The organism is Corynebacterium sp. HMSC078A10 (assembly GCF_001811565.1).
Classification (GTDB): domain Bacteria; phylum Actinomycetota; class Actinomycetes; order Mycobacteriales; family Mycobacteriaceae; genus Corynebacterium; species Corynebacterium hesseae.
The window spans coordinates 98220-123420 of record NZ_KV805216.1; the positions used below are offsets into that span (position 1 = coordinate 98220).

A 25201-nucleotide genomic window follows, 5' to 3' on the forward strand; every position below is an offset into this window, starting at 1 on the left:
AGGCTGTAGGCTGATCCTCCGTGAAATCTTCGCAGAACCCCCGAACCCGCCGCCTGTCCACCCTGACGTGGGGAGCCATTCCGGTGGTGTTGACGGGAGCCCTGCTCAGCGTCGACCACATCCCCGGTACCGACATCACCCTGTCGGTGCCCTATGCCGCCGAAGGACCAGGTCCTACCCTGGACACCTTGGGTGAAGTGGAGGGAGAACCGGTGGTCAACGTCGAGGCCCCGGAAACGTTCCAGCCGCAGGGGCATCTCAACATGACGACGGTCTCTGTGCGCACCAACATGACGTTGGCTCAAGCTTTGGGGCGGTGGCTTTTCACCGATGACACCATCGTCCCCATCGGCAGCGTCATCCCGCAAGGCAAGACGGATGAGGAAGTTCAGGAAGCCAATCAACAGGCTTTTACCCAGTCTGAGTCGGCGGCTACCGTCGCCGCCATGGACTACCTGCACAAGCCCGTGCGTATCGAGGTGGCTCAGGTGCTCGATGACAGCCCCGCTGCGGGCGCGCTTGACGACGCCGACATCATCACCGCCGTCAACGGCGACAAGGTCACGGAGCCTGGCCAGGTACAGGAGAAGATCCGAGCTCTTAAGCCCGGCGATGAGGTGAAGCTGGGGATTATCCGCAAGGGCGAGGAAAAGACAGTCCCGGTGACCCTCGGCGCACACCCAGAGCACGACGACGTAGCTTTGCTGGGCATCCTCATGACCTCGGTGCCCACCGAAGACATCGCCGTGGATTACAACCTACAGGACATCGGTGGGCCGTCGGCCGGAATGATGTTTACGTTGGCGGTGATTGACAAATTGTCCGATGAGGATCTCACCGGCGGCCGGTTTGTTGCCGGCACGGGCACCATCGGTGAGGACGGCGAGGTCGGCCCCATCGGTGGCATCGTCCACAAGGTGCACGCCGCGCAGGAAGCGGGCGCCGAGCTCTTCCTCGCACCTGCAGATAATTGCGCGGAGGCGGTCAGCCGTGGCACCGGCGACATGGTGGTGGCCAAGGTCCACACGCTGGATGACGCCATCACAGCCATGCACGACTTTGCAGAGGGCAAGCCCGTCGAGACCTGCGAAGGCTAGCCCTAAAGGAAGTTGCGGTCCTAGACCAAGCCAAGCTCCTTGAGGCGCTCTTCCGGATCGTCCTGGTCCGTGGAGATCATCTGCTGCATGATGAGGCCTTCGTCGTTGTCTACGACGGTGAGGATGGCCGTATTGCCCAGCATGGACCAGCCTACGACGCGGTTGCCGCTGTCCTCGATGACGCGGGAGCTGCGCAGCTCGGTGAGAACCTGAGTGGTCTGGGAAGCTTTGGTCTTGGACTTGAAGAACTGGAACTGTCCCACTTCGGAACCGGAGCAGTTGAAGGAATCCGTCACGCCGTTGGGATCGCAGCGGTCGAATTGAGCGAAGATCTCCTCCGGGACGAGCCCACCGAAGATCTCATAAGCCTGCTCCACGGAATCAGTGAACGCGCCGCTGGGCTCAGAGGACTCGCTGGAGTCTTTGTCTTTGTCTTTTCGGTCGGCGGAGTTGCGGGTTGAGGATTTATCCTCCGCGCCCGAGCTGGTCTGAGTCTCGGATGCGGCAGGAGAGGTCGTCTCGGATTCCTCGGCGGAGGTAGCTGGGGCCGGCGCGCTGGATTTCTCCGCGGCTGCAGTGGTTTCTTCGCTTGCAGGAGCCGGCTCGGGGGAGGGCGCATCGTCCTTCCCACATGCGGTGAGCAGGCAGCCGGTGGCAAGCACGGCCGATGTTGCGGCGGTGAAGCGAGATGTCAAGCGCACGAGAGACTCCTCTATCGATTCTGTGCCCAGCCCGGGAGCTGAGCGTTAATGGCCACTGCAGACTGAGTTTAGTCGATGAGAGGTTGAGCCGATTAGAGCATCTCCTCCGGATCTTGCTCCAATCCGTAGCGCAGGGCGGCGATGACCCCCGGTGCCACGTTCGGGCCGCCGCGCAGTTGAATATCGTCCTGCGCGAAGGGGCCAGCTTCTGCCAGTTCCTCCTCCGTGGGGCGCAGCTGCAGAAGTGTGAGTTCGGCGCCGTCCTCGTCGGTATTCTCCGTATCGGCTGTGGAACTGCCGGCCATGGCGGTAGCACGCAATACCCCGGAGAAGAGGCGGGCGGGGCGGGCGTCGCCAAGCACGGCGTCCGCGGTGTCCTTGAACATGATCTCCTGAGCCAGGATGACGCCGGCGATCTCCCGTGGCCACGCCAGCCGCGAGACGTAGTCCGCGAGGTGCTCCGAGCCCGGCTCGATGCCCTCCGGCAATTCCTGCACCACAAGGGTGAGGGGAGAGGAGTCATCGACGTCCCCAAGCTGGGCGGCCACCAGCTCAGTGGGCACGAGCGCAAAGAGAGTTGGCGGGGCATCCCAGCCCTCGGCGTGGATGAAATCCACGGCCTCGCGCATGGCCTTGTTGAGCGCGCGGTGTACAGCGGGCTGGGAGGAAGGTTGGGAACTCATAAGCGTCCTTGTTCGTTGACGGTCATAGTGCTTCTCTAGACTAGAAGCTTGATACCTCTATATTCGCACGACACTTGATTGGAGCTGGAGTTGGCTTCCGGACTCAACCGACCCACCGCCCCGATGAAACGTCCGCCCAAATTTCTCTCGTGGGTTGTCGCCATCATCGCGGTCCTCTTGTTCATTGGCCCCATGTTGGTGGGCTTCTATACGGATTGGAAGTGGTTCGGCGCGATTGAGTACCGCGGGGTCTTTACCAAGACCCTGATCACGCGAATCGTGCTCTTCGTCCTCTTCGGCCTCGTGGCAGCGGCTGTTACCTACGTAGCGGGCCTGATTGTGTGGCGGGGGCGCGGTGACTCGATGGACATGGCGGACTTCAATTCCCCCGTTTATCAGTACCGCAAGTCCATCGAGAGCACGATGAGTGTCTTCCTCAAGTTCATCCCGGTCCTCGTTGGCGTTGTCTCTGGCCTTCTGGGGCAGGCAAACTGGCGGACCGTCATGCTCTTCCTCAATTCTCATGACTTTGGGGTGACGGACCCGCAGTTCAACCACGATCTTGGCTTCTACGCCTTCCGCTTGCCGGTGTGGTCGATGTTGGTCAATGCTTTCTCCATGCTGGTCGCTGTGTGCTTCCTTATCGCACTGGTGGGGCACTACATCCTCGGTGGCATTCGCCTGGGTAACCGCGCCGCGGGTGTGCGTGGTTCGCTGTCTAAGTCGGCGCGCACTCAACTTGCCGTGACCGCCGGAATCTGGATGCTGCTTCAGGTGGCTGGATACTGGCTGGGCCGCTATGAGTTGTTGTATAACCAGCACTCGCTGTTTACGGGTGGCTCCTACACGGATATCAACGCCTACCTGCCGGCGAAGATCATTCTGATGATCATCGGCGTGTTCGTGGCCGTGGCAATTTTCTCCGCAGTGGTGATTAAGGACCTGCGCATCCCGGGCCTCGCTGTGGTGCTCATGGTGCTGTCCTCCCTGGTTATTGGTCAGGGCTGGCCGCTCATCATGGAGCGCTTCTCCGTGAACCCGAACCGCCAGGCAAAAGAGGCGGAGTCCATCTCCCGCAACATTGAGTCCACGCGTTTTGCTTATGGCCTCACCGATGACAAGGTGACCTACGAAGAGAACTGGGGTGCTGACGACGTCTCCGATGACAAGGTCGCCTCCGATGACTCCACCATCTCCAACCTGCGCCTGCTGGACCCGGACATTTTGGCGCCGACGTTCACCCAGATGCAGCAGCTGAAGAACTTCTACGGCTTCCCAGAAACGCTAGCCATGGATCGCTATGAAATCGACGGCGAGCTGCGTGACTTCGTGGTTGCCGCGCGCGAGCTGGACCCCAACGAGCTGCAGGAGAACCAGCAAAACTGGATCAACCGCCACACCGTGTACACCCACGGCAACGGCTTTATCGCCGCGCAGGCAAATACCGTCGATGAGGTGGCTCGTGACGCCGGCTCCGCCCGCGGTGGTTTCCCCATCTTCACTGTTGCTGACCTGCAGACCCAGGCGGGCAAGGACGCCGAAGGCGAGGGCGAGACCAAGAACGCTGAGGAATCCCTCGGCATCAAGGTTGACCAGCCGCGCACCTACTTCGGCCCTGTGATCGCTAGCGCACAGGATGGCATGGACTACGCCATCGTGGGCAAGACCGGCGATAAACCGGTGGAATACGATACCGATACCTCCACTTACACCTACGACGGTAAGGGCGGCGTAGACATCGGAAACATCGTCGACCGCACCGCCTACGCCCTGAAATACCAGGAGCTAAACTTCCTACTCTCGGACCGTGTTGGCTCGGAATCCAAGCTGCTCTATGACCGCGATCCGCGCGAGCGCGTGGAGAAGGTCGCCCCATGGCTGACCACGGATTCCTCCACCTACCCGGCGGTTATCGACGGCCGCGTCAAGTGGGTCGTGGACGGTTACACCACACTGGATTCCTTGCCGTACTCGCAGCGCACCTCCCTGACGGAGACCACCCAGGACACTCAGAACCCGACGGGCACGACGCAGCGCTTGGTCAACGACCAGGTGGGCTACATCCGCAACTCGGTCAAAGCGACTGTCGACGCCTACGATGGCACCGTCGATCTCTACGAGTTCGACACCGAAGACCCCGTGCTCAAGGCGTGGGAGGGTGTGTTCCCGGGCGTCGTCAAGCCAGAGTCGGAGATCTCCGACGAACTGCGCCAGCACCTGCGCTACCCGGAGGACATGTTCAAGGTGCAGCGCAATCTGCTGGCCAAGTACCACGTGGATGACCCGGGCGTCTTCTTCAACAACGATGCCTTCTGGTCCGTGCCGGAGGACCCCACCGCCGGTGAATCCCAGGGTCTGAACCAGCCACCGTACTACGTGCTGGCTGCCGATCCGGAGACCAAGAAGCCGAGCTTCCAGCTCATCACTTCCTACCGTGGCCTGAACCGTCAGTTCCTCTCCGCACACATGGCGGTGTCCTCGGACCCGGACAATTACGGCAACATCACCGTGCGTGTGCTGCCGACGAATACCCAGACCCAGGGCCCGAAGCAGGCACAGGACGCGATGATGTCTTCCGACCAGGTGGCGCGTGACCGCACGCTGTGGCAGGGGTCGAATGACCTGAAGAACGGTAACCTCTTGGCGCTGCCGGTGGGGGATGGGGAGATCCTCTACCTCGAGCCGATTTACTCGCAACGTAAGGGCCAAGAGTCCGCGTTCCCGAAGCTGTTGCGCGTGCTGGTCTCTTACAAGGGCCGTGTGGGCTATGCCCCGACCATCGGTGAGGCCCTCGACCAGGTTGGAATCGACCCGAAGGCCGCTCAGAACATTACGGAGATCGAAGGCGATACCGGCAAGGACGGTGACCAGGCCGGAAACGCTGGCGGTGACAAGAAGGATGCGGCTGACTCCAAGGACTCCGACGCTTCCGCACCGGCCTCCGCTCCGAAGGCATCGAGTGAAGGCGAGGCTATCGACGCCATCAACAAGGCTCTCGATGGCGTGGACAAGGCTAAGAACGGTTCCTTTGAGGAGTACGGCAAGGCCTTGGACGAGCTGGACAAGGCAGTGGAGGAGTACCGCTCGCTGCAGTCTCAGTAGTAGCTCCGCATAGTCCAGAAAAATGGCGCCTGCCCAGGGGATTTGGGTAGGCGCCATGGCGTCTGTATAGTTACATGAGTCGCCGGCACACGGGGTAACAATCCCAGTGATTAACCACAGTGTGCTGAAGCGCTTGATGTTCGGAAGTACATCTCGACGCGGGGTGGAGCAGCTCGGTAGCTCGCTGGGCTCATAACCCAGAGGTCGTAGGTTCGAATCCTGCCCCCGCTACCAACTTCCCGCCCCTACCAGTGGAAACACCGGTAGGGGCCTTTTCTGTTTTGTGCTGGAATCGCCATTTGGGGCTTTGAATCCTGCACCACGTAGGACTTCGCCGCTCCCCCCAAGCCATGCACTTAGAAAGTAAAATCTTCTCGCTGTACGGTATCGTCGGTACGCTCAAAGATCGAAGCGCAGGATTACAAGGACTACATTCTCGGCTTCATCTTCTATAAGTTCCTGTCCGACCAAGTAGAGCAGTTCATGCTCAATAACGACGCTGAACCGGAAGACCTGCCCGATGCGCTCGTTGAGACCGACACTGACACCGTGGCCCTGGTGCGTAACAACTTGGGCTACTTCCTCACTTACGAGAACCTGTACTCGACGTGGCGGGACATGGGTAACGACTTTTCCATCGCTCACGTGCGCGACGGCCTGGCTACCTTCAAGCGCAACATCGCCCCGGAGCACAAGCACGTCTTCGAGGGCATCCTTAACACCCTGGACACCAGCCTGTCGAAGCTGGGCACAACCGACGCTGCCCGTACCTCAGCCATCAAGAAGCTACTGGACCTTATCGATGACATCCCCACTGATGGCAAGCAGGGCTATGACGTGCTGGGATACATCTACGAGTACCTCATCGAGAAGTTCGCGGCTAACGCGGGCAAGAAGGCAGGCGAGTTCTACACCCCGCATGAGGTCTCGCTCATCATGAGCAACATCGTCGCTGACCACCTCAAGGACCGCGACGAGATTCAGATTTACGACCCGACCTCCGGCTCTGGCTCCCTGCTGCTTAACATCGGCCATGCCGTCGCCAAGCGCATGGGGGACCCAGACCGTATTAAGTACTTCGCCCAGGAGCTGCGCGAGAACACCTACAACCTCACCCGCATGAACCTGGTCATGCGCGGCGTGAAGGCGGACAACATCGTCGCCCGCAACGGTGACAGCTTGGCCCATGACTGGCCGATGTTCGACGAGTTCGACCCGGTACAGACCTACCAGCCGCTCTATGTGGACGCCGTAGTCTCCGACCCGCCCTACTCCCAGAAGTGGGAACCCGAAGGCAACGAGGCTGACCCGCGATTCGCACGGTTTGGTCTAGCTCCGAAGACCAAGGCCGACTACGCCTTCTTGCTGCATGAGCTGTTCCACGTCAAACCCGACGGTATCCTCACCATCGTCCTGCCGCACGGCGTGCTGTTCCGTGGCAGCTCGGAGGCCGACATCCGCCGCAATCTCATCGAGGCCAACCACATCGATGCCATTATCGGCCTGCCTTCCAACATCTTCTACGGCACCGGTATCGCGACCATCATCATGGTGCTCAAGCAAGAACGTGACCGCGATGACGTGCTGTTCATCGACGCCTCGCAGGGCTTCATCAAGCAGGGTAAGTACAACCACCTGCGTGCCCGCGACATCCAGCGCATCGTCGATGCCGTCCGCAACCGCGTTGACGTGCCACACTTCGCTAAGGTCGTGACCCGCGACGAGATTCGTGCCAACGACCACAACCTCAACATCCCGCGCTACGTGTCCGCCACCCTGCCGCCAGAGTCTGTAGACCTGTACGCCACCATGCACGGCGGCATCCCCACCAGTGAGATTGCCGCCTTGGAGCACTACTGGACCGCCCTACCGGGACTGCGTGAGGCACTGTTCACCGAGAAGGTAGAAGGCTACGCGGAGCTGAAGACCGCCAACCTGCGCGAGACCATCGACAAGCACCCTGCAGCCCAGGCACTGCGTAACCAGGTTGACGCTGCACTATCCGACCTCCCGGAGAAGCTGCACGCGCTGCTGGTGGACGGCGCGGCCACCGTGCCCATTACCACCACCGAGGACCAGCTTAAGGCAGACCTGTTCGACCGACTCGACCCTGTACCGTTGGTTGATGCCTACGAGGGCTACCAGGTACTGCATGACAGCTGGGTCAAAACCGCCGGTGACCTAGAAGTCATCCAGACCGAAGGCTTCGATGCCCTGCGGGTCAACCACCCCGTGATGGAGTGGAAGACCAAGGAAAAGAAAAAGGTCTATGTCCAAATCGGATGGGACGGGCGCGTTGCTCCCAACGAGTTGGTGCAGACCTTCTACCTGGCGCAACAGAAGGACCAGGTAACGCAGCTAAGTCGCGACGTGGACACAGCTGTATCTGAGCTAACACAGCTTGTCGAGGGCTTAAGCGAAGTCGACAAGACCGACCTGACCGAGATACTTAACGACAAGCAGGACGCCTTCAAGAAGACCGAGCTGAACAAGGCCATCAAGGACCTGCCGAAGCTGGCCAAGGGCGAGACCTGGCCGGAGGACAGCACTGAGGCTGCCATGCTCAGCGCCAAGGCACTTATCGCCCAGCGGGACAAGCTCAAGAAGAACCTCAAGGCTGCGCAAGAGCAGTTGGAGAAAGACACCTACGCGACCATTGAAGCGCTTACCGAAGCGCAGGTCGATGAGGTGCTCACCGCCAAGTGGATTACTTCACTTATGGATGACCTGCGCGAAATCCCTGGTCACGTGCTTGCAGGCCTGGCCGGCCGCGTCCAGGCGCTGCACGACAAGTACGCCGTCGCGCTGACCGACCTCGACGTGAAGATTCGCGAGACGGAGCAAGAACTCGCTGGCCTACTGAGCGGGCTTACCGGCAACGCCGCCGACATGCAGGCCGTGGCTGCACTCCAGGAGCTGCTGGGCGGTGGTCGCGATGCATAGTCACAACGTGCCCGCACTGCGCCTGGAGGGCTTCGATGGTGAGTGGGAATTGAAAGCCATTGGAGACCTCAGCGAAAGGACTTACGGTGGCGGTACGCCATCTAGCGATGAACCGGGCTACTGGTCCGGGGACATCCCTTGGATTCAATCCTCTGATGTTGCGGAGCAGGGGGTCGCCCCGGTCGCCCCTCGTAAGCACATCACCGAGGAAGCTATTTCACGCTCTGCTGCTATGCAGATTCCTGCCGACTCTGTTGCAGTCGTCACTCGTGTTGGCGTTGGCAAGGTCTCTTTTATGCCGTTCCCTTACGCCACCAGCCAGGACTTTGTATCGCTATCAGACCTTTCCGGTGACCCTGAATACATCGCTCTTACTGTTAAGCGGCGTATGGAGGGACTCGCTGACCAGCTGCAGGGTAGCACCATCAAAGGTATCACGAAGACTGAGCTGTTCAATCAGGCTGTTTATTTCCCGCCCGCTCTCGAAGAACAGTAGGCCATCGGCGCTATCTTCACCAACCTCGACGATGCCATCAACCAGCACACCAAGAAGCACCAGGCCCTGCAGCAGGCCAAAACTGCTCTCATGCAACGGATGTTCCCGCAGGAGGAGGGGCAGACGGTGCCGGAGTTGCGGCTGGAGGGCTTCGACGGTGAGTGGAAGACGACAACACTGGGTGAACTCGGCTCGTTCAAGTCAGGCGTCGGATTCCCGGAACGTGAACAAGGCGGGGAAGCAGGCCTACCTTTCTACAAGGTATCGGACCTCTCCGCACCAGGGAATGAGCTGCAACTGCGCTCCGCCAACCACTATGTGACGGAGGAACAGATTGTTCGTAATCACTGGGTGCCTGTAACAGCTGTACCTGCGATTCTGTTCGCCAAGGTTGGTGCTGCTGTCTTCCTAGGGCGCAAAAGACTCGCTACCGATACATTCCTCCTCGACAACAATCTCATGGCGTTTTCCTTGGACACCAAATCTTGGGATGTTCAGTTTGCCGATACCTACCTCAAGACGGTGGACCTGACCCGATTCACTCAGAGCGGTGCTTTGCCGTCACTGAACGCCCGTCACTTGGCAGAGGCGGCGGCTACCATTCCACCCACCCTTGAAGAACAACAGGCCATCGGTGCAGTGTTCACACGGCTGGACACGCTCATTGCTACCGAGGCCAAGTACATCGAGTCCCTTAAGCAGGCCAAGGCGGCGCTGCTGCAACGGATGTTCATCTAAGGAGCAGCTATGACCACACCATTTCGTTCTGAGGCTGAGTTCGAGGCGGTACTCATCGACCTGCTAACCCGCCACGGCTGGAGCAAGGAGTTGCTGCGCTTCCCGACAGAGCAGCAGCTCATCGACAACTGGGCGAACATTCTTTACGCCAACAACCGGGGCCGTAACCTGCTTGGCGACGTGCCGCTCACCGAGGGCGAGATGGCGCAAATCATCGAGCAGGTCAACAACCTGCGTACGCCGCTGGCGCTCAACGAGTTCATCAACGGTAGCACCGTGACCATTACCCGAGATGCACCGCAGGCCGCCAACTTCGGCTCTGAGGTTAGCCTGAAAATCTACGATCGCCTAGAGATTGCCGGTGGCCAGTCGCGCTACCAGATTGCCGTCCAGCCGCGCTTCCAGACCGCCAATGAGCTGCTGCCCACCCGACGTGGCGACTTGATGCTGCTCATTAACGGTATGCCGGTCTTCCACATCGAGCTGAAGCGCTCCGGCGTGCCGGTCTCCCAAGGTGCGAACCAGATAGCCAAGTACGCCCACGAGGGCGTCTACCAGGGAATCTTCTCACTGGTGCAAATCTTCGTCGCCATGACCCCAGAAGAGACGATCTACTTCGCCAACCCGGGCGCAGGCAAGTTCAACCCGGACTACTTCTTCCACTGGGCAGACTTCAACAACGAGCCGCGAATCCGGGCTATCTGGAGCGCTGGGTCGTGCGCGCGGATGAAGTTAACCCGGACGGCGACGTCGCGCTGTCGCAGCAGGCGGTCGACGAGTTCGTGATGGCGCCGTGCGTCCGCTGCGGTTCGGAGCTGCTCAAGCCGGACGTCGTCTACTTCGGCGAGCCGGTTCCGGTGGAGCGGCGGGACGCCGCGCGTGCGCTGCTTGCGGACTCGCGCTCGCTGCTTGTCGCCGGTTCGTCGCTCGCCGTGATGAGTGGCTATCGCTTCATGCTCGACGCGCTCAAGCAGGGCAAAGAGGTCTCTGTGGTGAACGGCGGCCCCGGACGCGGCGACCCGAAGGCGACGACGCTGTGGCGCACGCAGGTAGCGCCGGCTTTTGATGAGCTACTGGATCTGCTTGATGTGTAAGGCTGGGGTACGGCAGGCCTAAAGCTTCTCGAAGTACATGACTGCGGTGTCGGTGTTTTTCTCTGGTGCCGGGGGATCGGTCTGCTTGCCTCGCCACAGGGGGCTGATGCCTGGCATGAACCAGGCGAGCAGGGCAACGAGAACCGCGATGACGATGGCGGCGGGAGTTGCATATTCGAGCGGCACGAACCAGTATCCGGCCGCGCACAAGGCGATGATGATGCAGACCCACAAGGGGACTAGGACGCCGAGGTTGAGCCGCCGCGTGGCGCGGTATTCGGCCCAGTCTTCGCCGGGGAAGCGAGTGCGCGCTTCGGAGCGAATCCGACGCGCGGTCTTGTGCTGTTGCAGCACCGAGGCGATGAGGGTGAAGGCCACGCCGGCGCCTGCAACGAGCATGTCTGCGGTGACGGCTCCATAAGCTGCAATCGCGAGCGCGAGAGACAGCGCAAGGCGCTCGGAGACGCTGAGAGGTAGCCCACGCGTGGGGTCTACGTCGGGATACAGATTTTTGAAGGCGCTGGTAGACGACGATGTCATGACCGAATGAGGGTGTCCTTTGTTGGGGGTTGCTTACCTAATCTAGGTTAGTATAGCCTATACAAAACTGCTTAGGTATGTGTAGCCTAACTTCTGATTCTTTTTGTTCATCGCATCAATACTTCATGAGGACTCTCTCCGTGATTCTCCGTCGAATATTGGGCACTCTTGCTGCCAGTACTCTCATCGCACTCCCTTCGGTCGCGCTCAACGCTCCTGTCGCCTCGGCTGCCGGCACTTGCTCCTGGAATTGGGGCATTAAGCAGTCCTACCGAAGCTATATCCAAGGCCAAGTCGCCAAGGGCCAGTGGGAAACGGACGGCATTGGTTTTACCGGTTCCGAAACCGGCGCAGACGGTGCTTTTACCTTCACTCCGGGCAAGGCTTCCGTAAACGGCGATACCGTCACCGTCCCCTTCGGCGGCGTCATCCACTTCACTGGACACAACTACGGCGGCGACGATCTGTTGGATATGACGCTGACAGACTGGCAGATTCAGGCCTCCGGCAACCGGGCGGCGATCGTGGTGGATTACGTCTCTTATGAATCTGACATGGTGGATAAGTCCGCACGCGGCCCGCAGATTACCGGCGATAACGTGGTCATCGCGGGGATCGATCTAGATCAACCCGTCGACGCGTCCGCGCACACGCTCGACCTTTCCGGCGACGTCACGCTCACCGACGAAGGACACAAACTCTTCATTGCCTATGAGTCGGGACAGTCGATGGACCCCTCGTCAGGGACCGTGGCCACGGATGGCAGCTGCGGCGGGTCCTCTGGCGGTTCAGGCAGCGGTTCGAAGTCCTTGGGGACAATCTCGGGCACGTTTACTGGTCGCAATGCAGAAGCCATGGCGATTCTGAAGGAAACGAACGACACCATGAATGGCCTGACCACCTTCATGGGCAACACGGAGTCCTTCCTAGACCAGCTAGAATCCTTCCGTTCTCGCACGGAAGCCGCCACGGGCACGACCACCAGCACTACCACTAGCACCACGAGTGGTTCAGGCGCGTCGGGAGCCAACACTTCGGGCACCGCGAGCCCTTCGGGTGCTTCGGGTAGTACTTCGAGCACTTCGGGTAGTACTTCGGGCAGTACTTCGGGTACTTCCGGCACTACTGGTGCTACTGGAACCACAAGAACCGCGCGGCCACAGGACCCCGGGTCCGCGGCTAGTGATGGGCAGTCAGAAACCTGCGTAGCCACGGGCGTGCAGGCTGCGACCGCCGAGTGGGGTGTCAAGAAGTCCTTCCAGTCGTATATCACCGGCTCCATCGCCAAGGGCGCCTGGACGCTCGACGGCGTAGGGTACGACAACTCGCGTTTCCAGTTCACGGGCACCGGCGGAGATGTGGATACTGCGGCGCAGTCAGGTTCCATCCGCTACGGCGGCGCTATGCATTTTACCGGCCACAACGGAGTCCTCGATCTCAATATCGCGAACCTGGAAGTCCGGTTCAACGGGACGAGCGGTCAACTCATCGCCGACGTGCGTTCCTCCAACATGGAGGGCGAGCGCAAGGACTTTGGACGCACGGTGCTCGGAGACGTGTCGTTTAGCCTGCTCGACGTGAGTGACTCCGCCGTCGACGGCGAAGCCACCGTCACGCTGACCGCAGCGGGCAATGATGCGTTCGCGAATTTCTATGAGCCGGGCACGACCCTTGATCCGCTTTCGTTGCATGCACAACTTGGCGGATCCGGGGACTGCGCCGGGGCGAGCGGAACTACGGCACACACTGGTGCGGCGACGACCTCCGGCGGTCAGAGCGCTGCGGCGGCAAAGCGGGCGGCATCGGAAAGCTCTGCGGGAGACGGCCCGCAGGCCGCGGCCGGCACGAGCACGTCTGGTTATGAAGACGGCAGCGGCAACTTCCAGATCAAGAAGGCCGCGGCCGCGGGCTCCTCGCCGGAGGCGAGCACGTGGCTCCTGCTGCTTATCGCAGGCCTCGCCATCGCCGGCGGTTCCATGGGCTCCGTCGTCCTGCGCAACCCGGCGTAGCGCACCCCTTGTTACCCAAGACTTGAGAAAGGATACGTTTCGCATGAAACGACTTTTGGTGGCGTTGGCGTGTGTCTTCGCCCTCACAGGGTGCGGCGTCCAAGGCGCCTATGAATCCCAAGACGCGCAGCTGCGCGACGCCCTCCCAGACGCGCAGTCGGCCAAAGACCCGCGCTCGTTTACGGGTGTGTCGAATGTGACGGACTTCGAGGATGTCGTCGCGGTGGCGGAGTCGCCTACTCCCGCGCTGCCGGTAGAGCTCACGGATGCTGACGGCTACGACGTCTCCGTTACGGATGTGTCCCGAATCGTGGCATTGGATCTCTACGGTACGTATACGAAAACCCTCGAGGGCCTAGGGCTTACGGACAATATCGTGGGTCGCACGGTGTCGTCGACGGAAAACGCTATCGCCGATCGCCCCGTCGTGACCCAGGGCGGACACAACATCAACGTGGAAGCCGTGCTCGAACTCCGGCCCACGCTGGTCATCGTCGATCATTCGATCGGCCCACGCGACGCCATCGACCAGATTCGCGCCGCAGGGGTGACCACCGTGGTCATGGAGCCGAAACGCACCATTGACTCGGTGGCCGAGGACATCACAAACCTGGCCGCGGTCGTGGGTCTGCCAGACGAAGGCGAAACGCTGGCCAACCGCTCCGTCGAAGAAATCGAAAAAGATAAGGCGGCCATCGCAGACATCGTGCCGGAGGAGCCAATGCGCATGGCGTTCCTCTACGCGCGCGGCAACGGCGGCATCTTCTTCATCATGGGAGAAGGCACGGGTGCCAAGGACCTCATTGAGGGTGTGGGCGGCGTAGACCTCGGCACCGAATACCACCTCTCTTACGCCGAACCTGCCAACGCCGAATCTTTGGCAAAGATTAACCCTGAGGTCATCATCATGATGACGGGCGGCCTGGAGTCGACCGGCGGCGTCGAAGGCCTCCTCGAGCGCCCCGGCATTGCACAAACCACCGCGGGCCAAAAGCAGCGGATCGTGACCATCCCAGACGGGCAATCGCTCGCCTTCGGGCCCTTGACCGGACAGACCCTTCTCAAACTTGCGCAGGCAATCTATGACCCAGACAATGCTTAAACCGGCGGCCCCCACGGAGGTTTTCGCTCGGCGCTCCCGCCTGCGGGTTGGTGTATTCGTATCGCTTGGGGTGCTGCTTGGTGTCGCCTTCATCCTGTCGCTTGCGCTGGGGCAGTACTACGTCGCGCTGGGTGACTTGGTGCAGATTATGGCCGCGGGCCCTGGCGGTGGCTTGACGGCCAACGTCGTGTGGCAGATCCGCCTGCCGCGCATTCTGCTCGGTTTCTTGGTCGGCGCGTGCTTGGGAGTGGCGGGCACGCTCATGCAGGCCGTGTTCGCCAACCCGCTGGCTGAGCCCTCCATCGTGGGCGTGACCTCCGGTGCCGGTGTAGGCGCGGCCGTGGTAATCGTCTTTAATATCTCCGTCCTGGGTACCTTCACGGTGCCGCTCGCGGCGTTTGCTACGGCGCTGCTGGTTACCGCGCTGATCTACCAGTTGGCGCGCTCACGAGGGCGTGTGGCGGTGGTCAATCTGATCCTGACCGGCATTGCTATCAACGCGGTGTGCAACGCCATCATCTCCTTCATGATGTACCTGGCGCCTACCGCGAACCGCGAGCAAATCATCTTTTGGCAAATGGGTTCGCTCAACGGTTCCCAGTGGAAACACGTGTGGGTGGGCCTCCCCATCGCCCTCCTCGGGATGGCCATTGCGCTGCGTCTTGGCCGCCAGCTAGATGTGCTCGCGCTGGGCGAGCGCGCCGCGGAACACACTGGCGTCGACGTCAAGCGACTGCGCATTATCGCCATCGCTGCCTCGGCGATCCTTACCGCCGGCGCAGTTGCTTTCGCCGGACTTATTGGGTTCGTCGGCCTTATCGTGCCGCACCTGCTGCGTACGATCATCGGCCCAGAAAACAGGGTCTTGCTGCCGGCCTCTGCGGTGGCGGGCGCCGTACTCATTGGCTTTGCCGACGTCGCTGCGCGCACGCTCATTCCTTTCGCCGACCTTCCCATCGGTATCTTTACCGCGCTCGTGGGTGGCCCCACCTTCTTCGTGCTGTTGCGCCGGATGATGAAGAAGGGAATGCATTGATGATTAACGTTGCGAATCTTTCCGTTTCGATCGGCGAGCGGAACCTGCTTTCCGATGTCTCCTTTGTCGCCCGCCCAGGGGAGGTCACCGGCCTCATCGGCCCGAATGGTGCGGGCAAGTCCACGCTGCTGGCGGCCATCGCCGGCGATATTGATTACACCGGTTCCGTTTCCCTCGTGGGGCAGGATCCGGCGGTGTCCTCCCCAGGGGCGTTGGCCCGTGCGCGTGCGGTGATGCTGCAGGACGTTACTGTGTCCTTCCAGTTTCTCGTGCGTGATGTAGTGGCCATGGGCCGGCGCCCTTGGGAGGGCACCGCCAGGCAGGCCGAGGACGACGCGATCATCGACGCAGCGCTTGCGGCGGTGGATGCGACGCACTTGGCCGGCCGCGATATTGCCACGCTCTCTGGCGGGGAGCGTGCGCGTGTGGCGTTGGCCCGTGTACTGGCGCAGCAGACCCCGGTGATTCTTCTCGATGAGCCGACTGCGGCGCTGGACATCCGCCACCAAGAACAAGTCTTGGGATTGGTGCGCTCGATCGCGGCGCAGGCTGGAGTGGCGGTGCTGGTGGTACTCCACGATTTGGGCGCCGCTGCGGCCTATTGCGATCACATCGTGTGCCTAGCAGACGGGGCAGTTGCCGCCGCCGGCCCGGTGCGCGAGGTCTACACCGACGAGATTTTGTCGCAGGTCTATCGCTGGCCCATCCAGGTGAGCAAGGCAGACGGCCACATCTCAGTCCATCCCGCGCGATGTCAGGTCGCCGATCCCGAGCAGTCTTTTGTCGATCTACTTAAGGAGTCTTAACTCATGCGTATTGTCTCTTCTTCTCTCGCGCTGGCGCTGACCGCCTCGGCGCTGACCGTTCCGGCAGCCTTTGCTGCCGATGCCCCCACCTGCGCCCCTGGCCAGACCCTGGAGACCCGCATTGTCTCCGGAACTGTGAATTGGGGCATCAAGGAATCTTTCCGCAACTACATCACCGGCCCCATCGCGAGGGGTGGGTGGACCACGTCCGGCGCGGTAACGCAGGACGAGGGTAACAAAGGCGGAGCAGACTTTCAGTTCCACTTCGAGGTGGATCCTTCTGCGTCCTCGGTGAGCCTGGGCGAAGACGGCACCGTCACGAAAGCCGATATTCGAACCAAGGATTCGACGCTGGAGTTTGAGGGCCACCACGGTGCGCTGTACACCAAGATGCTCTCGCCTTATGTCCTCACGGAGGCAGGGCAGGCAAAGGCGGGCACGTCCTACGAGGGCTACTACGTGCCGGGCAAGGGCATGACGGAATACACCCCGGAGGACCGCACGGAAGAAAACAAGAAGTCGGGCACGGATACCTTCGCTGAGGGCAATGCCGCATGGTCGAAGGACGGCGATATGCTCACGCTGAATGCGACCGACGTGACGTACAAGCCGAAGGCGGGTACCTACTACGATCGCGAGTCGAAGATCCAGCACATCGAGGGTATCGACGTGATCTTCATGGGCATGTACAACGAGAGCTACAAGCCGGAACTTGATGATGCACAGGTGACCTTGAAGACCGCGTCCGAGTGTGTGGGTCCTGCCGATGAGGGCACCGAGACCACCCCAGGGGAGCAGGACGAGCCGGGCCGCGACGAGCAGGGCAAGGACCAGGCAGGAGACCAAGGAAAGACTCCTGAGAAGGACCCAGAGAAGAAGCCGGAAAAGGGGCGGGATCAGAACCAAGGCGGCACGGATAACAAGGGCGAAGAAGGCTCTTCTTTTTCCAACGTGTGGAATATCGTGTTGGCGCTGACCGCTCTGGGCGGCATGTTTGCGGTCATCGGCGGCGCCATCGTGCAGTCCGGCGTTCTTAATCCCCTGCTGGCGCGCCTGCGTTAGCGAACCTGCACGGGTCTATTCCGAGTCGGCGTGACCCGCGTTGGCAAGGGCGTGGCTTTGGGCGTCGTGAGGATTGTCCAGGGTGGGGGAGAGCTGTTTGAGCACCGTGCGCACGATGGCGCGCACGCGCTTGTCCATGGGCATATCCATGTGTGAGACGACGGCGCGTTTGTCGACGTCTTGCACATAGACATTGCGCACCGTTCCGTCGGGAGTGTCGCCGGGATCCAAGAAACAGGTTTCCGGCGGCACGACGATGGAGTCTTGCTTAGTGGCCACGCACGTGTAGCTCACACCGGGGGCCAGGTCACCGTTGCGGTTGAGCTCCTCCAGCGTCGCGCTGCCCACGATTTGTTCCATGCCGGCTGGGCCGAAGTAAGCGTCGATGATGGAGCGCATGACGTGTTCTTGGCGGCGGCTGGAAATCAACGAGCTGACGATTCCACCTTGGGTGGTGCCGTGGTTGGGCGCCGACAGGCAGATGATGTGGCGCACGCGGTCCACCGCATCGTGGTTATGCATCCAGTAGCGGGCGACGATACCGACTTGAGAGTGTCCGATGAGCACGACCTGTTCCGCGCCGGTGACGGCTTGGACCGCGTCGATATACGCGCCGACCTGATCGGCGGAGGCGGCGATGGGGCCGGTGGCGCGGGCGCCATAGTCCGGTGCGAACACGGTCCAGCCGTCCTCGCGCAGCTCGGAGCCGAGCAGCTGCCATACGCCTTTCGTATCCGTCGTCCCGTGGATGAGAATGATGGGCCATGGGTGGTCTTCATCCGGGCGCGCTGCCCAGTCGTCTTCGAAAACGCCGCGTGGCTTCAGGCGTGCGCCGAGCGGTAGCGATGCCAGGCGTGCCGCGGTCTCTGCCTCGTGGTCGTCGCCTGCGGACCCGCGTGGATGGCGAAAGTCGAGGTCGAAGAAGCTGCGGCGCTCGGCACGCAATAGCTCGGCGATTTCGTCGGCCACTTCCTCGCGCAAGGCGTTAGCGGGCGCAGGGGTGGTAATGCCGTGGCGCGGAGAGTCTGAAACTTGTTCCGCCGCCGGTGTCTCCGGCAGGCCTTCGGTGGCGTCGTAGCTGACGGAAGGGGGAGTCGGGTCTGAACGCCAGAACCGCCCGAGTCCCTCGGAGATGAGGGTTTCGAGTTCTTTGAGCGGTTCTTTGAACGAATCTGTTGCCATAACTCTCATCCTATTTCGTGCCGCGATACATTAATTTTTCGGAATTATTAGTGGTAACGGTGATATTTCGCGGGATCGCGGGAGAAAGTTCTCGTTCCCCCTTGACCATCCAACTAAAGGTTTATAAACTAAGCCTTGCCTAATCACGGGCGGTTGCTTACTAGGAAGGTCGCGCTCCACTTCCTTCTTACGGTAAGTGCCGAAAGATTAGTCATGGGGAGAAGGCCCGTCAGCGCGCAGCTGACGGGCCTTCGTTTATCTCTGGAAGTGGTAGTTGGGGGACGAGCCCAAATTCCTGCGCCTACCGGCGTGCTCGCGAGCTTTCGCTACGTCTTTTCTTCCCCCGCGCGCCTGCGCATGGAAGTCTTCGGCGGCCTCGCCGTCGCCCTCGCGCTTATCCCCGAGGTCTTAAGCTTTTCGATCCTGGCGGGGCTGGATCCACGCGTTGGACTCTTCGCGTCCGTCATCATGGCAATCTCCATCTCCTTTACTGGTGGTCGTCCTGCCATGATCTCCGCCGCGGCCGGCTCGGTCGCGTTGGTCATTGCTCCCTTGTCTGCCTCCCACGGTCTGCAGTACGTCCTCGCGGCGGTGCTGCTGGCGGGAGTCCTGCAGATCGTTCTCGCTTTCCTCGGGGTCGCCAAGCTCATGCGTTTTATCCCGCGCTCCGTTATGACTGGCTTCGTCAACGCGTTGGGCATCATGATGTTTACCGCGCAGCTGCCGCACCTCATGCACGTCCCGTGGATCGTCTATCCCCTCGTGGCGCTCGGTGTGGTCATCATGCTTCTGTGGCCGAGGCTCACGGAGGTCGTCCCCGCCCCGCTCATCACGATCCTCGTCATCACAGTGCTCGTCGTCGTCTTCCGCTGGGACATTCCGGACGTCGCGGACCAAGGCGAGCTACCCACGAGCCTGCCGGGCTTCGTTTTCCCTGACGTGCCGCTCACGCTCGACACGCTCACGCTCATCGGCCCGTACGCGGTAGGCGTGGCCCTCGTCGGCCTCATGGAGTCGCTGCTCACAGCCAAACTTGTCGACGACATTACGGACAGCCACTCGGATAAAACGCGCGAGTCCCTCGGTCAGGGTATTGGCAACGTCCTTGCGGCGAGCATCGGCGGCATGGGCGTGTGTGCGATGATTGGCCAGACGATGATTGGCGTCAAAGCTTCTGGTGCTCGCACGCGCCTGTCGAGCCTGCTCGCTGGCATCTTCCTCCTCATTCTCATCCTTGTGTTGGGCGATACCGTGGGTGCGATTCCCATGACTGCGCTTGTCGCCGTCATGATCCTCGTCGCCGCGGACACGGTGGATTGGCACTCGGTGCGCACCATCCACCGCATGCCGCTGTCGGAAACGCTGGTCATGCTCGTGACGGTTGTGGGGACATTGGTTACTCACAACCTGGCGGTCGGCGTCATCGCCGGCGTGCTCACGGCCATGATTGCGTTCGCGCGTCGCGTCGCGCACCTCACCCAGGTCGAGCTCGTTGCTTCCGATGCCACCCGCGCCGCGTACCGCGTCACCGGCCAGCTTTTCTTTGCTTCGTCCAACGACCTTGTCTATTCCTTTGACTACACGCTGGGAGTCTCTGAGGTCGATATCGACATGTCGGCTGCGCAGGTATGGGATGCCTCGACTGTGGCGACGCTGGATGCGGTGCGTGAGAAATACGCGCAGCGCGGCGTGACCGTGGATATTCGGGGTCTTGATCCGGTCAGTCAGCAGCGCCTCGACCGGCTCTCGGGCAATTTGGGGGACTAAAACCTGGGGGAGAGATGTGCGCTGAGCATGGGGGTGCGACGATTAGTCATACTTTCGGTCGAATATGCGTCACTGTGGGCATGAAGTATGGCATAGGTCTTGATATGTAAGGCTTGCCTTGTTTAGACTATCCACATTAAGGTTAGGCAAGCGTTACTTAATCAGGAGGAATTTGGCCATGACCGTTGCCATGACCACGACGCCGCTTTCGCAGATGCTGCGTGAGGAAACCGCGCGAGCGCACGCCAGCGCAGAGGGCTCAGATTTTATGACCCGCTTGATGGCGGGTGAGCTCAGCGCAGAGGCACTCGCCACCTTTACTGGGCAGTTGTGGTTTATCTATGAGGCGCTTGAGCGCGCGGTCCGCACGGTAGCGGATACTCGCATCGCCGGAGCGGTGGCCGACCCCCGGTTGGAACGCCGCGATGCGCTGGAACTCGACCTCGCGGAAATGTACGGCCCGCAGTGGCGCGACGAGGTGCGTATCCTTCCCGCCACCGCACGCTACGTCGCGCGCCTGGAATCGCTCGATACGCCGGGATCGGAGCCCCGGGTCGTTGCTCACCACTACGTGCGCTACCTTGGCGATATCTCGGGTGGGCAGGTTATTGCCGCGCGCCTGGGGGCTCTCTACGGTATCGACCCGGATGCGCTCAATTTCTATAACTTCGCGGCGATTGGCAAGATTCCGCCCTACCGCAGCGCGTACCGCAAGGCGCTCGACGAGCTCGCGCTTTCTGATGCCCAGCGTGCCGCTCTCATCGCCGAGGCACAGGCCGCCTTCGCGTGTAACTCGGCAGTCTTCGCCGAGCTAGCGAAGCTGTATCCGGGCGCAGCGTAGCGCCGGGTTCACTATTTCCTCTCTTCCCCCTTCTTGTTTTATCTGTATTTCTAAAGTGACCTGGAGGTCTGTCGCGTGAAGAAAATCTCTTCTGCTTCTCTCGCATCTGCTCTTATCGTCTCTGCAATGGCTGTTCCGGCTACTGCTGCAACGCAGGACCTGACGGCGGGTACATTCGCCTGGCCCATCAAGACCTCATTTATGGAGCATCTTGCTGGCCCAATGGCAGCTGGCCGTTGGACGACCACGGATGGGGCGACGTATAAGGACAATCAGCTGCTCTTTCCGGTCAACGTCGCTGAGACGACGTTAGATGCGGACGGCAACGGCACCATCGTCCTTGACGGTTCGGCGCATATCGTGGCCTACAAAGGCCTGGGCGCGGGCGGCTCGGCCGGCCTCGATCTCACCTACTCAGATCTCAAGCTGCAGGTGCAAGGCACGAAGGTCGAGCTCGTTGGAGACTACGTTTTGTCCGGGGATCCGGGCGATAAGGGCGCGCAGGTCGACAGGGATGGCGATGATGACGTGCTGGTCACGTTCACCCTCGATGCCCCCATCGCGGTTGGGACCGATGTGAGCGCGCAGGATCGCCAGGCCACCGCGGGTGCAGGCCTGGAGGGCTCGCTACTGCGCTATAAGGAAGGTCAGATACTTGAGGGCGGCGACGTTGATCTCGTGCTGGACTTCGCTGATGGCAAGGATGCCGGGGTAGTCGAGGGGCATAAGTCGACGGGACTTGCCCGGGCTTCCGCGCAGTTGGGAACGCTGAGCTCGGAGGAACCGTCGAGCGAGGGTATCGGCATCCTCGTGGGGGTGATTGCGGGCGTTGTGGCGCTCGTGGGTACCGCGGTGGCAGGGATGCCTTTGGTGCTTGATGCGCTCAAGCGGGCGGGCATCCGACTCTAGTTCGATTGCTTCCGTTTGTGTGGATTCGGGCGTTGATCAGGTTGCGGTAACTTAGGTTACCGTGACCAAAATTGTCTTTGGCCTGCATGTTTGGGAACCCTAACCTAGCTAGCGGCATTTTTGAATATCTGTATTATGGGAGACTATACCGCCGGAAACCCGTTGGATAGCCGTCGGAAAAGACAGAAATTTACCTATTGAACAGGTACCGAAAGGCAAGGATATTCAATGAACGAGAAGCTGCAGAGCCTGCTGAACGCACAGGTTATTAACGAGCACGGCGCCGCCCTCATCTACACCCAGCTGGCCTACGAGATGGATGATCTTTCCTTCCCGGGCATGCGTGACTGGTTCTACGCTCAGGCTGCGGAGGAGCGCGAGCACGCTCAGAAGTTTGCCAACCACCTCCTCGCACGCGGTTACCGCGTGGAGCTCACCGATGTCCCGGTTCCGTCTGTGAAGGCCGCGACCCCGCTCGACGCTTTCGAGGCTGCCTACGCACACGAGCAGAAGGTCTCCGAGCAGATCCGCGAGATCGCTCGTACCGCTGATGAGGTGAAGGACCTTGAGTCCCGCCAGATCGTGAACTGGTTCCTCGACGAGCAGATTGAGGAAGAGGACACCGTCACCGAGATTATTGACCAGATCAAGCTCGTGGGCAACGATGGCTCCGGCCTCCTGCGCATCGACGCCACTCTGGGCTCCCGCGCAAAGTAGTCACGCGTGGCCATCAAGGCCTAGCTAATACACAAAGGTCAAGGGACAGTGACCATGCGGTAACAAACCCATCAAGATTGTCCTAATATCTCCCACCAACCCCATGGTTGGTGGGAGACTGCGTTTTATATGTCTATGAAGCAGAAAACCTGGACCGTGGTCGTGCTCCTCGCGCTCGCCGTCGCCTTGGGCGTCGGCATGGCGTTGAGCAGTACGCACGTTGCGCTCGGCACTTTTCTGCTTGGTGCGGCACTCATGCTGGGGCCCTTCGCGGGGGCGGGTCTCTTTCTTTTTGCTGCGCTCATCGCGGTGAGCCTGCCGCAGAAGTCCATTGCGTCAGTCGGCGGCGCGCTCGTGCTTGCCGCCGTGGGCTTGGTGATCTTCACGCCGCTCGGCATCATTCCGGACGCCATTGTGCCGCTGTATGCAGGAGGCGCGGCGCTGGGTGCCGTGGCGGTGCTGCTCGTGCCCACGGGGCTGCCCGGACGCTTGTTCCGTTTCTAGAACTCTGTCGTTTTGGGACGAGTCTGCGCGGCTTTCCGTAGTCTGGATGTATGTCGACGTATCTTTTCGATTTCTACGGAGTCTTGCTCCGTCATCGCCCACCGGAGCCGAAGGAGGCGCTGCTACGTCTCGTCGGTGCCGAGGATCCGGCCGCTTTTTGGACGGCGTATAACGAATTGCGCCCGGCCTATGACGCGGGCGTGGTGAGCGACGAACGCTGGTGGCGCCAGATGCAGGTGCGCCTAGGCCTTCCGGACTTCGATATCTCTGAGGCCGTCGCTCAGGACTTCGAGCCGTGTACGGCGCCGGACCTCGACGTCGTGGGGTCGCCCAGGAGTTGCTTGGCGCGGGCAATGCGGTGGGCGTGCTGTCCAATATTCCGGTGGGACTCGGTCGTATGGTGCGCGAGCGCAACGACTCGTGACTCAAGGAATTCACCGCCGTGGTGCTCAGTGGCGAGATTGGCGTGGTCAAGCCCGACAAGCGGGCCTTCGACGTGGCGATGGACGCGTTGGGTGCGAGTGCGAAAGACACACTCTTTATTGATGACACCCAGGGCAACGTCGACGCAGCACGGGCGGCAGGGCTGCGCGGGTATCTCTACGACGGCAACCTTGCCGAACTGCGTGCGGAGTGCGGGCTGGCCTAGGCGGCGCGCACCTTCGCGGTGTTCAGCTCAAGCGGCGTGCGCAGGAGCGGGTCGAGCGCGACGGCGCGGGCGATGGAGCGGACGATCTCCTTGTGGTTGGGGATCATGCGCAGCTCCGTCGCGGACGCGAGATCGGGGTCGAGCTCGCCGCGTGCGGCCGAGGCAAAGAGCTTCGGCGCGGTGGGCACGTCGTAGAAGGCGGAGCCGGCGATGACCACGGTGTCGGGGCGGTGGGCATCGATAAGCTGGGCCGTAAGGCGGCCGAGGTCGGAGGCGCGCTGGGCAAGGACCGAGGGGGCATCGGCAGCCTCAGCGAGACGGGGCGCAAGCGCGGCGTTGACGAGGGTGTCGCGTGGGTCGGCGCCGTCGAACTGTGGGAGCTCGATGGAGGCAACGCCGTCCTCATCGGACAGGGCGGCGCCAATCGAGTCATCCGCGAAGAGGACGAGCGTGCGGGCTTCGTCGCCGAGAGGAGCGGCCTGCGTCTCCGAAGCGAGGATGGCGGGCACGGCCGGGGTGACAGTGACGGGGACGCCGAACTGGAAGTCGAGGCGTCCTGCGATATCCATGCCGTCCCAGCCGAGGTTGGCCGCGTGGACCTTGCCTTCTTCGTCGACGGAGCCGGAGGTGGTCACGCCGACGGAAACGAGTGTGCGGTCGACACCGGTGGTGAGCCGGTTGACGCCAGCGATGACGTGCTCGACGAAGTCATCGGGGCTGAGCTTCGAGACCGGGGTGGGAACGTTGTCTTCGCGGATAATGCGGCCGCGGGTGTCGTAGAGGCCGATATACGTCGAGGTGGTGCCGACCGCGATGCCGGAAAGGAGCCAGCCGTTATCGGAGGCCTCGAGCGGAACCGTGGGGCGGCCGCGACCTTGGGAGCGGGTGAGGTCCGTGCGCTCTTGGATGAGGCCGGCCTTGAGGAGAGCGGCGGTGGCGCGGGTGATGGTGGGCTGGGACAGTCCGGTGGCCTCCACGAGCTCGCTGCGCGTGATGATGGGATTGAGGCGTACGAGGTGGAGACGGGCCTGACCCCCGGACAGTGGACACGTCGGGGGTTAGCTATGCTGCTTGGGTCAGTGTAGCTGATGTGAGTGCTTCGAAGTCATCGGGGGCTAGAAGGTTGCACCAGGAATGCCGTCTGCGCGTGTTGTAGCGCATGCACCATCGAAAGACTTCTTGGCGGCAGACGATGGGATTGTCAAAGACTTTCCGATCACGCA

Annotated in this window: 21 protein-coding genes, 1 tRNA gene and 3 pseudogenes; 19 read left to right on the plus strand and 6 right to left on the minus strand. The window is 61.3% G+C overall.

Features of this window, described 5'->3' with window-relative positions; genetic code table 11:
• Positions 1-20: 20 nt before the first annotated feature.
• Entirely contained in the window at positions 21-1097 is a 1077-nt protein-coding gene (locus HMPREF2808_RS08470; protein WP_070624439.1) for a YlbL family protein, read from the plus strand.
• Between the two features lie 20 nt (positions 1098-1117).
• Here the strand turns inward: HMPREF2808_RS08470 and HMPREF2808_RS08475 are convergent, their stop codons facing one another.
• Both HMPREF2808_RS08475 and HMPREF2808_RS08480 read right to left on the minus strand, forming a co-directional pair.
• Positions 1118-1798, minus strand: a complete 681-nt coding sequence (locus HMPREF2808_RS08475) for a beta-N-acetylglucosaminidase (RefSeq protein ID WP_070624440.1) — start codon at positions 1796-1798, stop codon at positions 1118-1120.
• Between the two features lie 92 nt (positions 1799-1890).
• Positions 1891-2481 carry a PPA1309 family protein gene (locus HMPREF2808_RS08480; RefSeq protein ID WP_070624441.1) on the minus strand — a complete coding sequence of 197 codons (591 nt, stop codon included), beginning with the start codon at positions 2479-2481 and terminating at the stop codon, positions 1891-1893.
• 123 nt (positions 2482-2604) lie between these two features.
• On the opposite strand from HMPREF2808_RS08480, the gene HMPREF2808_RS08485 reads away from it, so the two are divergent.
• The 7 genes and pseudogenes from HMPREF2808_RS08485 to HMPREF2808_RS08510 all read left to right on the plus strand — a co-directional run.
• Entirely contained in the window at positions 2605-5583 is a 2979-nt protein-coding gene (locus HMPREF2808_RS08485) for a UPF0182 family protein (RefSeq protein WP_070624465.1), read from the plus strand.
• A 157-nt stretch (positions 5584-5740) separates the two neighbouring features.
• Positions 5741-5817 (plus strand) — tRNA-Met (locus HMPREF2808_RS08490).
• A gap of 168 nt (positions 5818-5985) precedes the next feature.
• A pseudogene (locus HMPREF2808_RS08495) lies at positions 5986-8526 on the plus strand (type I restriction-modification system subunit M); the annotation flags it as partial.
• A 7-nt stretch (positions 8527-8533) separates the two neighbouring features.
• Entirely contained in the window at positions 8534-9022 is a 489-nt protein-coding gene (locus tag HMPREF2808_RS13780; protein ID WP_232748495.1) for a restriction endonuclease subunit S, read from the plus strand.
• 90 nt (positions 9023-9112) lie between these two features.
• On the plus strand, positions 9113-9760 hold the full coding sequence (locus HMPREF2808_RS13785) for a restriction endonuclease subunit S (RefSeq protein ID WP_227485839.1): 648 nt from the start codon (positions 9113-9115) through the stop codon (positions 9758-9760).
• 9 nt (positions 9761-9769) lie between these two features.
• On the plus strand, positions 9770-10546 hold the full coding sequence (locus HMPREF2808_RS08505; RefSeq protein ID WP_070524725.1) for a type I restriction endonuclease: 777 nt from the start codon (positions 9770-9772) through the stop codon (positions 10544-10546).
• Positions 10444-10854, plus strand: a pseudogene (locus HMPREF2808_RS08510) (Sir2 family NAD-dependent protein deacetylase); the annotation flags it as partial. The gene HMPREF2808_RS08505 and the pseudogene HMPREF2808_RS08510, both read left to right, overlap by 103 nt.
• An 18-nt stretch (positions 10855-10872) precedes the next feature.
• Here the strand turns inward: HMPREF2808_RS08510 and HMPREF2808_RS08515 are convergent.
• Positions 10873-11394, minus strand: coding sequence for a hypothetical protein (locus HMPREF2808_RS08515; protein ID WP_070524723.1), 522 nt, complete (start codon positions 11392-11394; stop codon positions 10873-10875).
• A 125-nt stretch (positions 11395-11519) separates the two neighbouring features.
• Between HMPREF2808_RS08515 and HMPREF2808_RS08520 the strand changes: the two genes are divergently transcribed.
• The 5 genes from HMPREF2808_RS08520 to HMPREF2808_RS08540 are packed head-to-tail and all read left to right on the plus strand — an operon-like array spanning position 11520 to position 17409.
• Positions 11520-13403, plus strand: a complete 1884-nt coding sequence (locus HMPREF2808_RS08520; protein ID WP_070524721.1) for an HtaA domain-containing protein — start codon at positions 11520-11522, stop codon at positions 13401-13403.
• 43 nt (positions 13404-13446) lie between these two features.
• Positions 13447-14505 carry a heme/hemin ABC transporter substrate-binding protein gene (locus tag HMPREF2808_RS08525; protein WP_070532438.1) on the plus strand — a complete coding sequence of 353 codons (1059 nt, stop codon included), beginning with the start codon at positions 13447-13449 and terminating at the stop codon, positions 14503-14505.
• The gene (locus tag HMPREF2808_RS08530) at positions 14498-15541 is read left to right on the plus strand and encodes a FecCD family ABC transporter permease (RefSeq protein ID WP_180963883.1); all 1044 of its coding nucleotides are present in this window, start codon (positions 14498-14500) and stop codon (positions 15539-15541) included. Before HMPREF2808_RS08525 ends, HMPREF2808_RS08530 begins: the two co-directional genes overlap by 8 nt.
• The gene (locus tag HMPREF2808_RS08535; protein WP_070524714.1) at positions 15541-16347 is read left to right on the plus strand and encodes a heme ABC transporter ATP-binding protein; all 807 of its coding nucleotides are present in this window, start codon (positions 15541-15543) and stop codon (positions 16345-16347) included. Before HMPREF2808_RS08530 ends, HMPREF2808_RS08535 begins: the two co-directional genes overlap by 1 nt.
• A 3-nt stretch (positions 16348-16350) precedes the next feature.
• Positions 16351-17409, plus strand: coding sequence for an HtaA domain-containing protein (locus HMPREF2808_RS08540; protein WP_070524713.1), 1059 nt, complete (start codon positions 16351-16353; stop codon positions 17407-17409).
• Positions 17410-17424: 15 nt separating this feature from the next.
• Here the strand turns inward: HMPREF2808_RS08540 and HMPREF2808_RS08545 are convergent, their stop codons facing one another.
• A complete protein-coding gene (locus HMPREF2808_RS08545; protein ID WP_070524711.1) occupies positions 17425-18600 on the minus strand; it encodes an esterase/lipase family protein in 1176 nt (391 codons plus the stop codon).
• A 348-nt stretch (positions 18601-18948) separates the two neighbouring features.
• On the opposite strand from HMPREF2808_RS08545, the gene HMPREF2808_RS08550 reads away from it, so the two are divergent.
• From HMPREF2808_RS08550 to HMPREF2808_RS08575, 6 genes are all read left to right on the plus strand, one after another.
• The gene (locus HMPREF2808_RS08550) at positions 18949-20358 is read left to right on the plus strand and encodes a SulP family inorganic anion transporter (protein WP_070524759.1); all 1410 of its coding nucleotides are present in this window, start codon (positions 18949-18951) and stop codon (positions 20356-20358) included.
• A 178-nt stretch (positions 20359-20536) separates the two neighbouring features.
• Positions 20537-21199: a biliverdin-producing heme oxygenase gene (locus HMPREF2808_RS08555; RefSeq protein ID WP_180963879.1), complete on the plus strand. Its 663-nt coding sequence runs from the start codon at positions 20537-20539 to the stop codon at positions 21197-21199.
• Between the two features lie 126 nt (positions 21200-21325).
• Complete coding sequence (locus HMPREF2808_RS08560; RefSeq protein ID WP_083299245.1) at positions 21326-22108, plus strand: HtaA domain-containing protein; 783 nt, start codon at positions 21326-21328, stop codon at positions 22106-22108.
• Between the two features lie 228 nt (positions 22109-22336).
• On the plus strand, positions 22337-22825 hold the full coding sequence (locus tag HMPREF2808_RS08565) for a ferritin (protein ID WP_070524707.1): 489 nt from the start codon (positions 22337-22339) through the stop codon (positions 22823-22825).
• Between the two features lie 129 nt (positions 22826-22954).
• Positions 22955-23329, plus strand: a complete 375-nt coding sequence (locus tag HMPREF2808_RS08570; protein WP_070524705.1) for a hypothetical protein — start codon at positions 22955-22957, stop codon at positions 23327-23329.
• A gap of 442 nt (positions 23330-23771) precedes the next feature.
• Positions 23772-23978 (plus strand): HAD-IA family hydrolase, encoded by a 207-nt coding sequence (locus HMPREF2808_RS08575; RefSeq protein WP_070524703.1) that lies wholly within the window; start codon positions 23772-23774, stop codon positions 23976-23978.
• Here the strand turns inward: HMPREF2808_RS08575 and HMPREF2808_RS08580 are convergent.
• On the minus strand, positions 23975-25021 hold the full coding sequence (locus HMPREF2808_RS08580; RefSeq protein WP_070532436.1) for an ROK family transcriptional regulator: 1047 nt from the start codon (positions 25019-25021) through the stop codon (positions 23975-23977). The genes HMPREF2808_RS08575 and HMPREF2808_RS08580 overlap by 4 nt on opposite strands.
• A gap of 19 nt (positions 25022-25040) precedes the next feature.
• A pseudogene (locus HMPREF2808_RS13790) lies at positions 25041-25201 on the minus strand (IS3 family transposase); the annotation flags it as partial.

Excerpts from the sequence above, each read along its gene's own strand:
- HMPREF2808_RS08480 (WP_070624441.1), bottom strand. The coding sequence starts at position 2,481 with ATGAGTTCCCAACCTTCCTCCCAGCCCGCTGTACACCGCGCGCTCAAC.
- HMPREF2808_RS08485 (WP_070624465.1), top strand. The coding sequence starts at position 2,605 with ATGAAACGTCCGCCCAAATTTCTCTCGTGGGTTGTCGCCATCATCGCG.
- HMPREF2808_RS13785 (WP_227485839.1), top strand. The coding sequence starts at position 9,113 with ATGCAACGGATGTTCCCGCAGGAGGAGGGGCAGACGGTGCCGGAGTTG.
- HMPREF2808_RS08505 (WP_070524725.1), top strand. The coding sequence starts at position 9,770 with ATGACCACACCATTTCGTTCTGAGGCTGAGTTCGAGGCGGTACTCATC.
- HMPREF2808_RS08515 (WP_070524723.1), bottom strand. The coding sequence starts at position 11,394 with ATGACATCGTCGTCTACCAGCGCCTTCAAAAATCTGTATCCCGACGTA.
- HMPREF2808_RS08520 (WP_070524721.1), top strand. The coding sequence starts at position 11,520 with ATGAGGACTCTCTCCGTGATTCTCCGTCGAATATTGGGCACTCTTGCT.
- HMPREF2808_RS08525 (WP_070532438.1), top strand. The coding sequence starts at position 13,447 with ATGAAACGACTTTTGGTGGCGTTGGCGTGTGTCTTCGCCCTCACAGGG.
- HMPREF2808_RS08530 (WP_180963883.1), top strand. The coding sequence starts at position 14,498 with ATGCTTAAACCGGCGGCCCCCACGGAGGTTTTCGCTCGGCGCTCCCGC.
- HMPREF2808_RS08535 (WP_070524714.1), top strand. The coding sequence starts at position 15,541 with ATGATTAACGTTGCGAATCTTTCCGTTTCGATCGGCGAGCGGAACCTG.
- HMPREF2808_RS08540 (WP_070524713.1), top strand. The coding sequence starts at position 16,351 with ATGCGTATTGTCTCTTCTTCTCTCGCGCTGGCGCTGACCGCCTCGGCG.
- HMPREF2808_RS08545 (WP_070524711.1), bottom strand. The coding sequence starts at position 18,600 with ATGAGAGTTATGGCAACAGATTCGTTCAAAGAACCGCTCAAAGAACTC.
- HMPREF2808_RS08550 (WP_070524759.1), top strand. The coding sequence starts at position 18,949 with ATGGAAGTCTTCGGCGGCCTCGCCGTCGCCCTCGCGCTTATCCCCGAG.
- HMPREF2808_RS08555 (WP_180963879.1), top strand. The coding sequence starts at position 20,537 with ATGACCGTTGCCATGACCACGACGCCGCTTTCGCAGATGCTGCGTGAG.
- HMPREF2808_RS08560 (WP_083299245.1), top strand. The coding sequence starts at position 21,326 with ATGGCTGTTCCGGCTACTGCTGCAACGCAGGACCTGACGGCGGGTACA.
- HMPREF2808_RS08565 (WP_070524707.1), top strand. The coding sequence starts at position 22,337 with ATGAACGAGAAGCTGCAGAGCCTGCTGAACGCACAGGTTATTAACGAG.
- HMPREF2808_RS08570 (WP_070524705.1), top strand. The coding sequence starts at position 22,955 with ATGTCTATGAAGCAGAAAACCTGGACCGTGGTCGTGCTCCTCGCGCTC.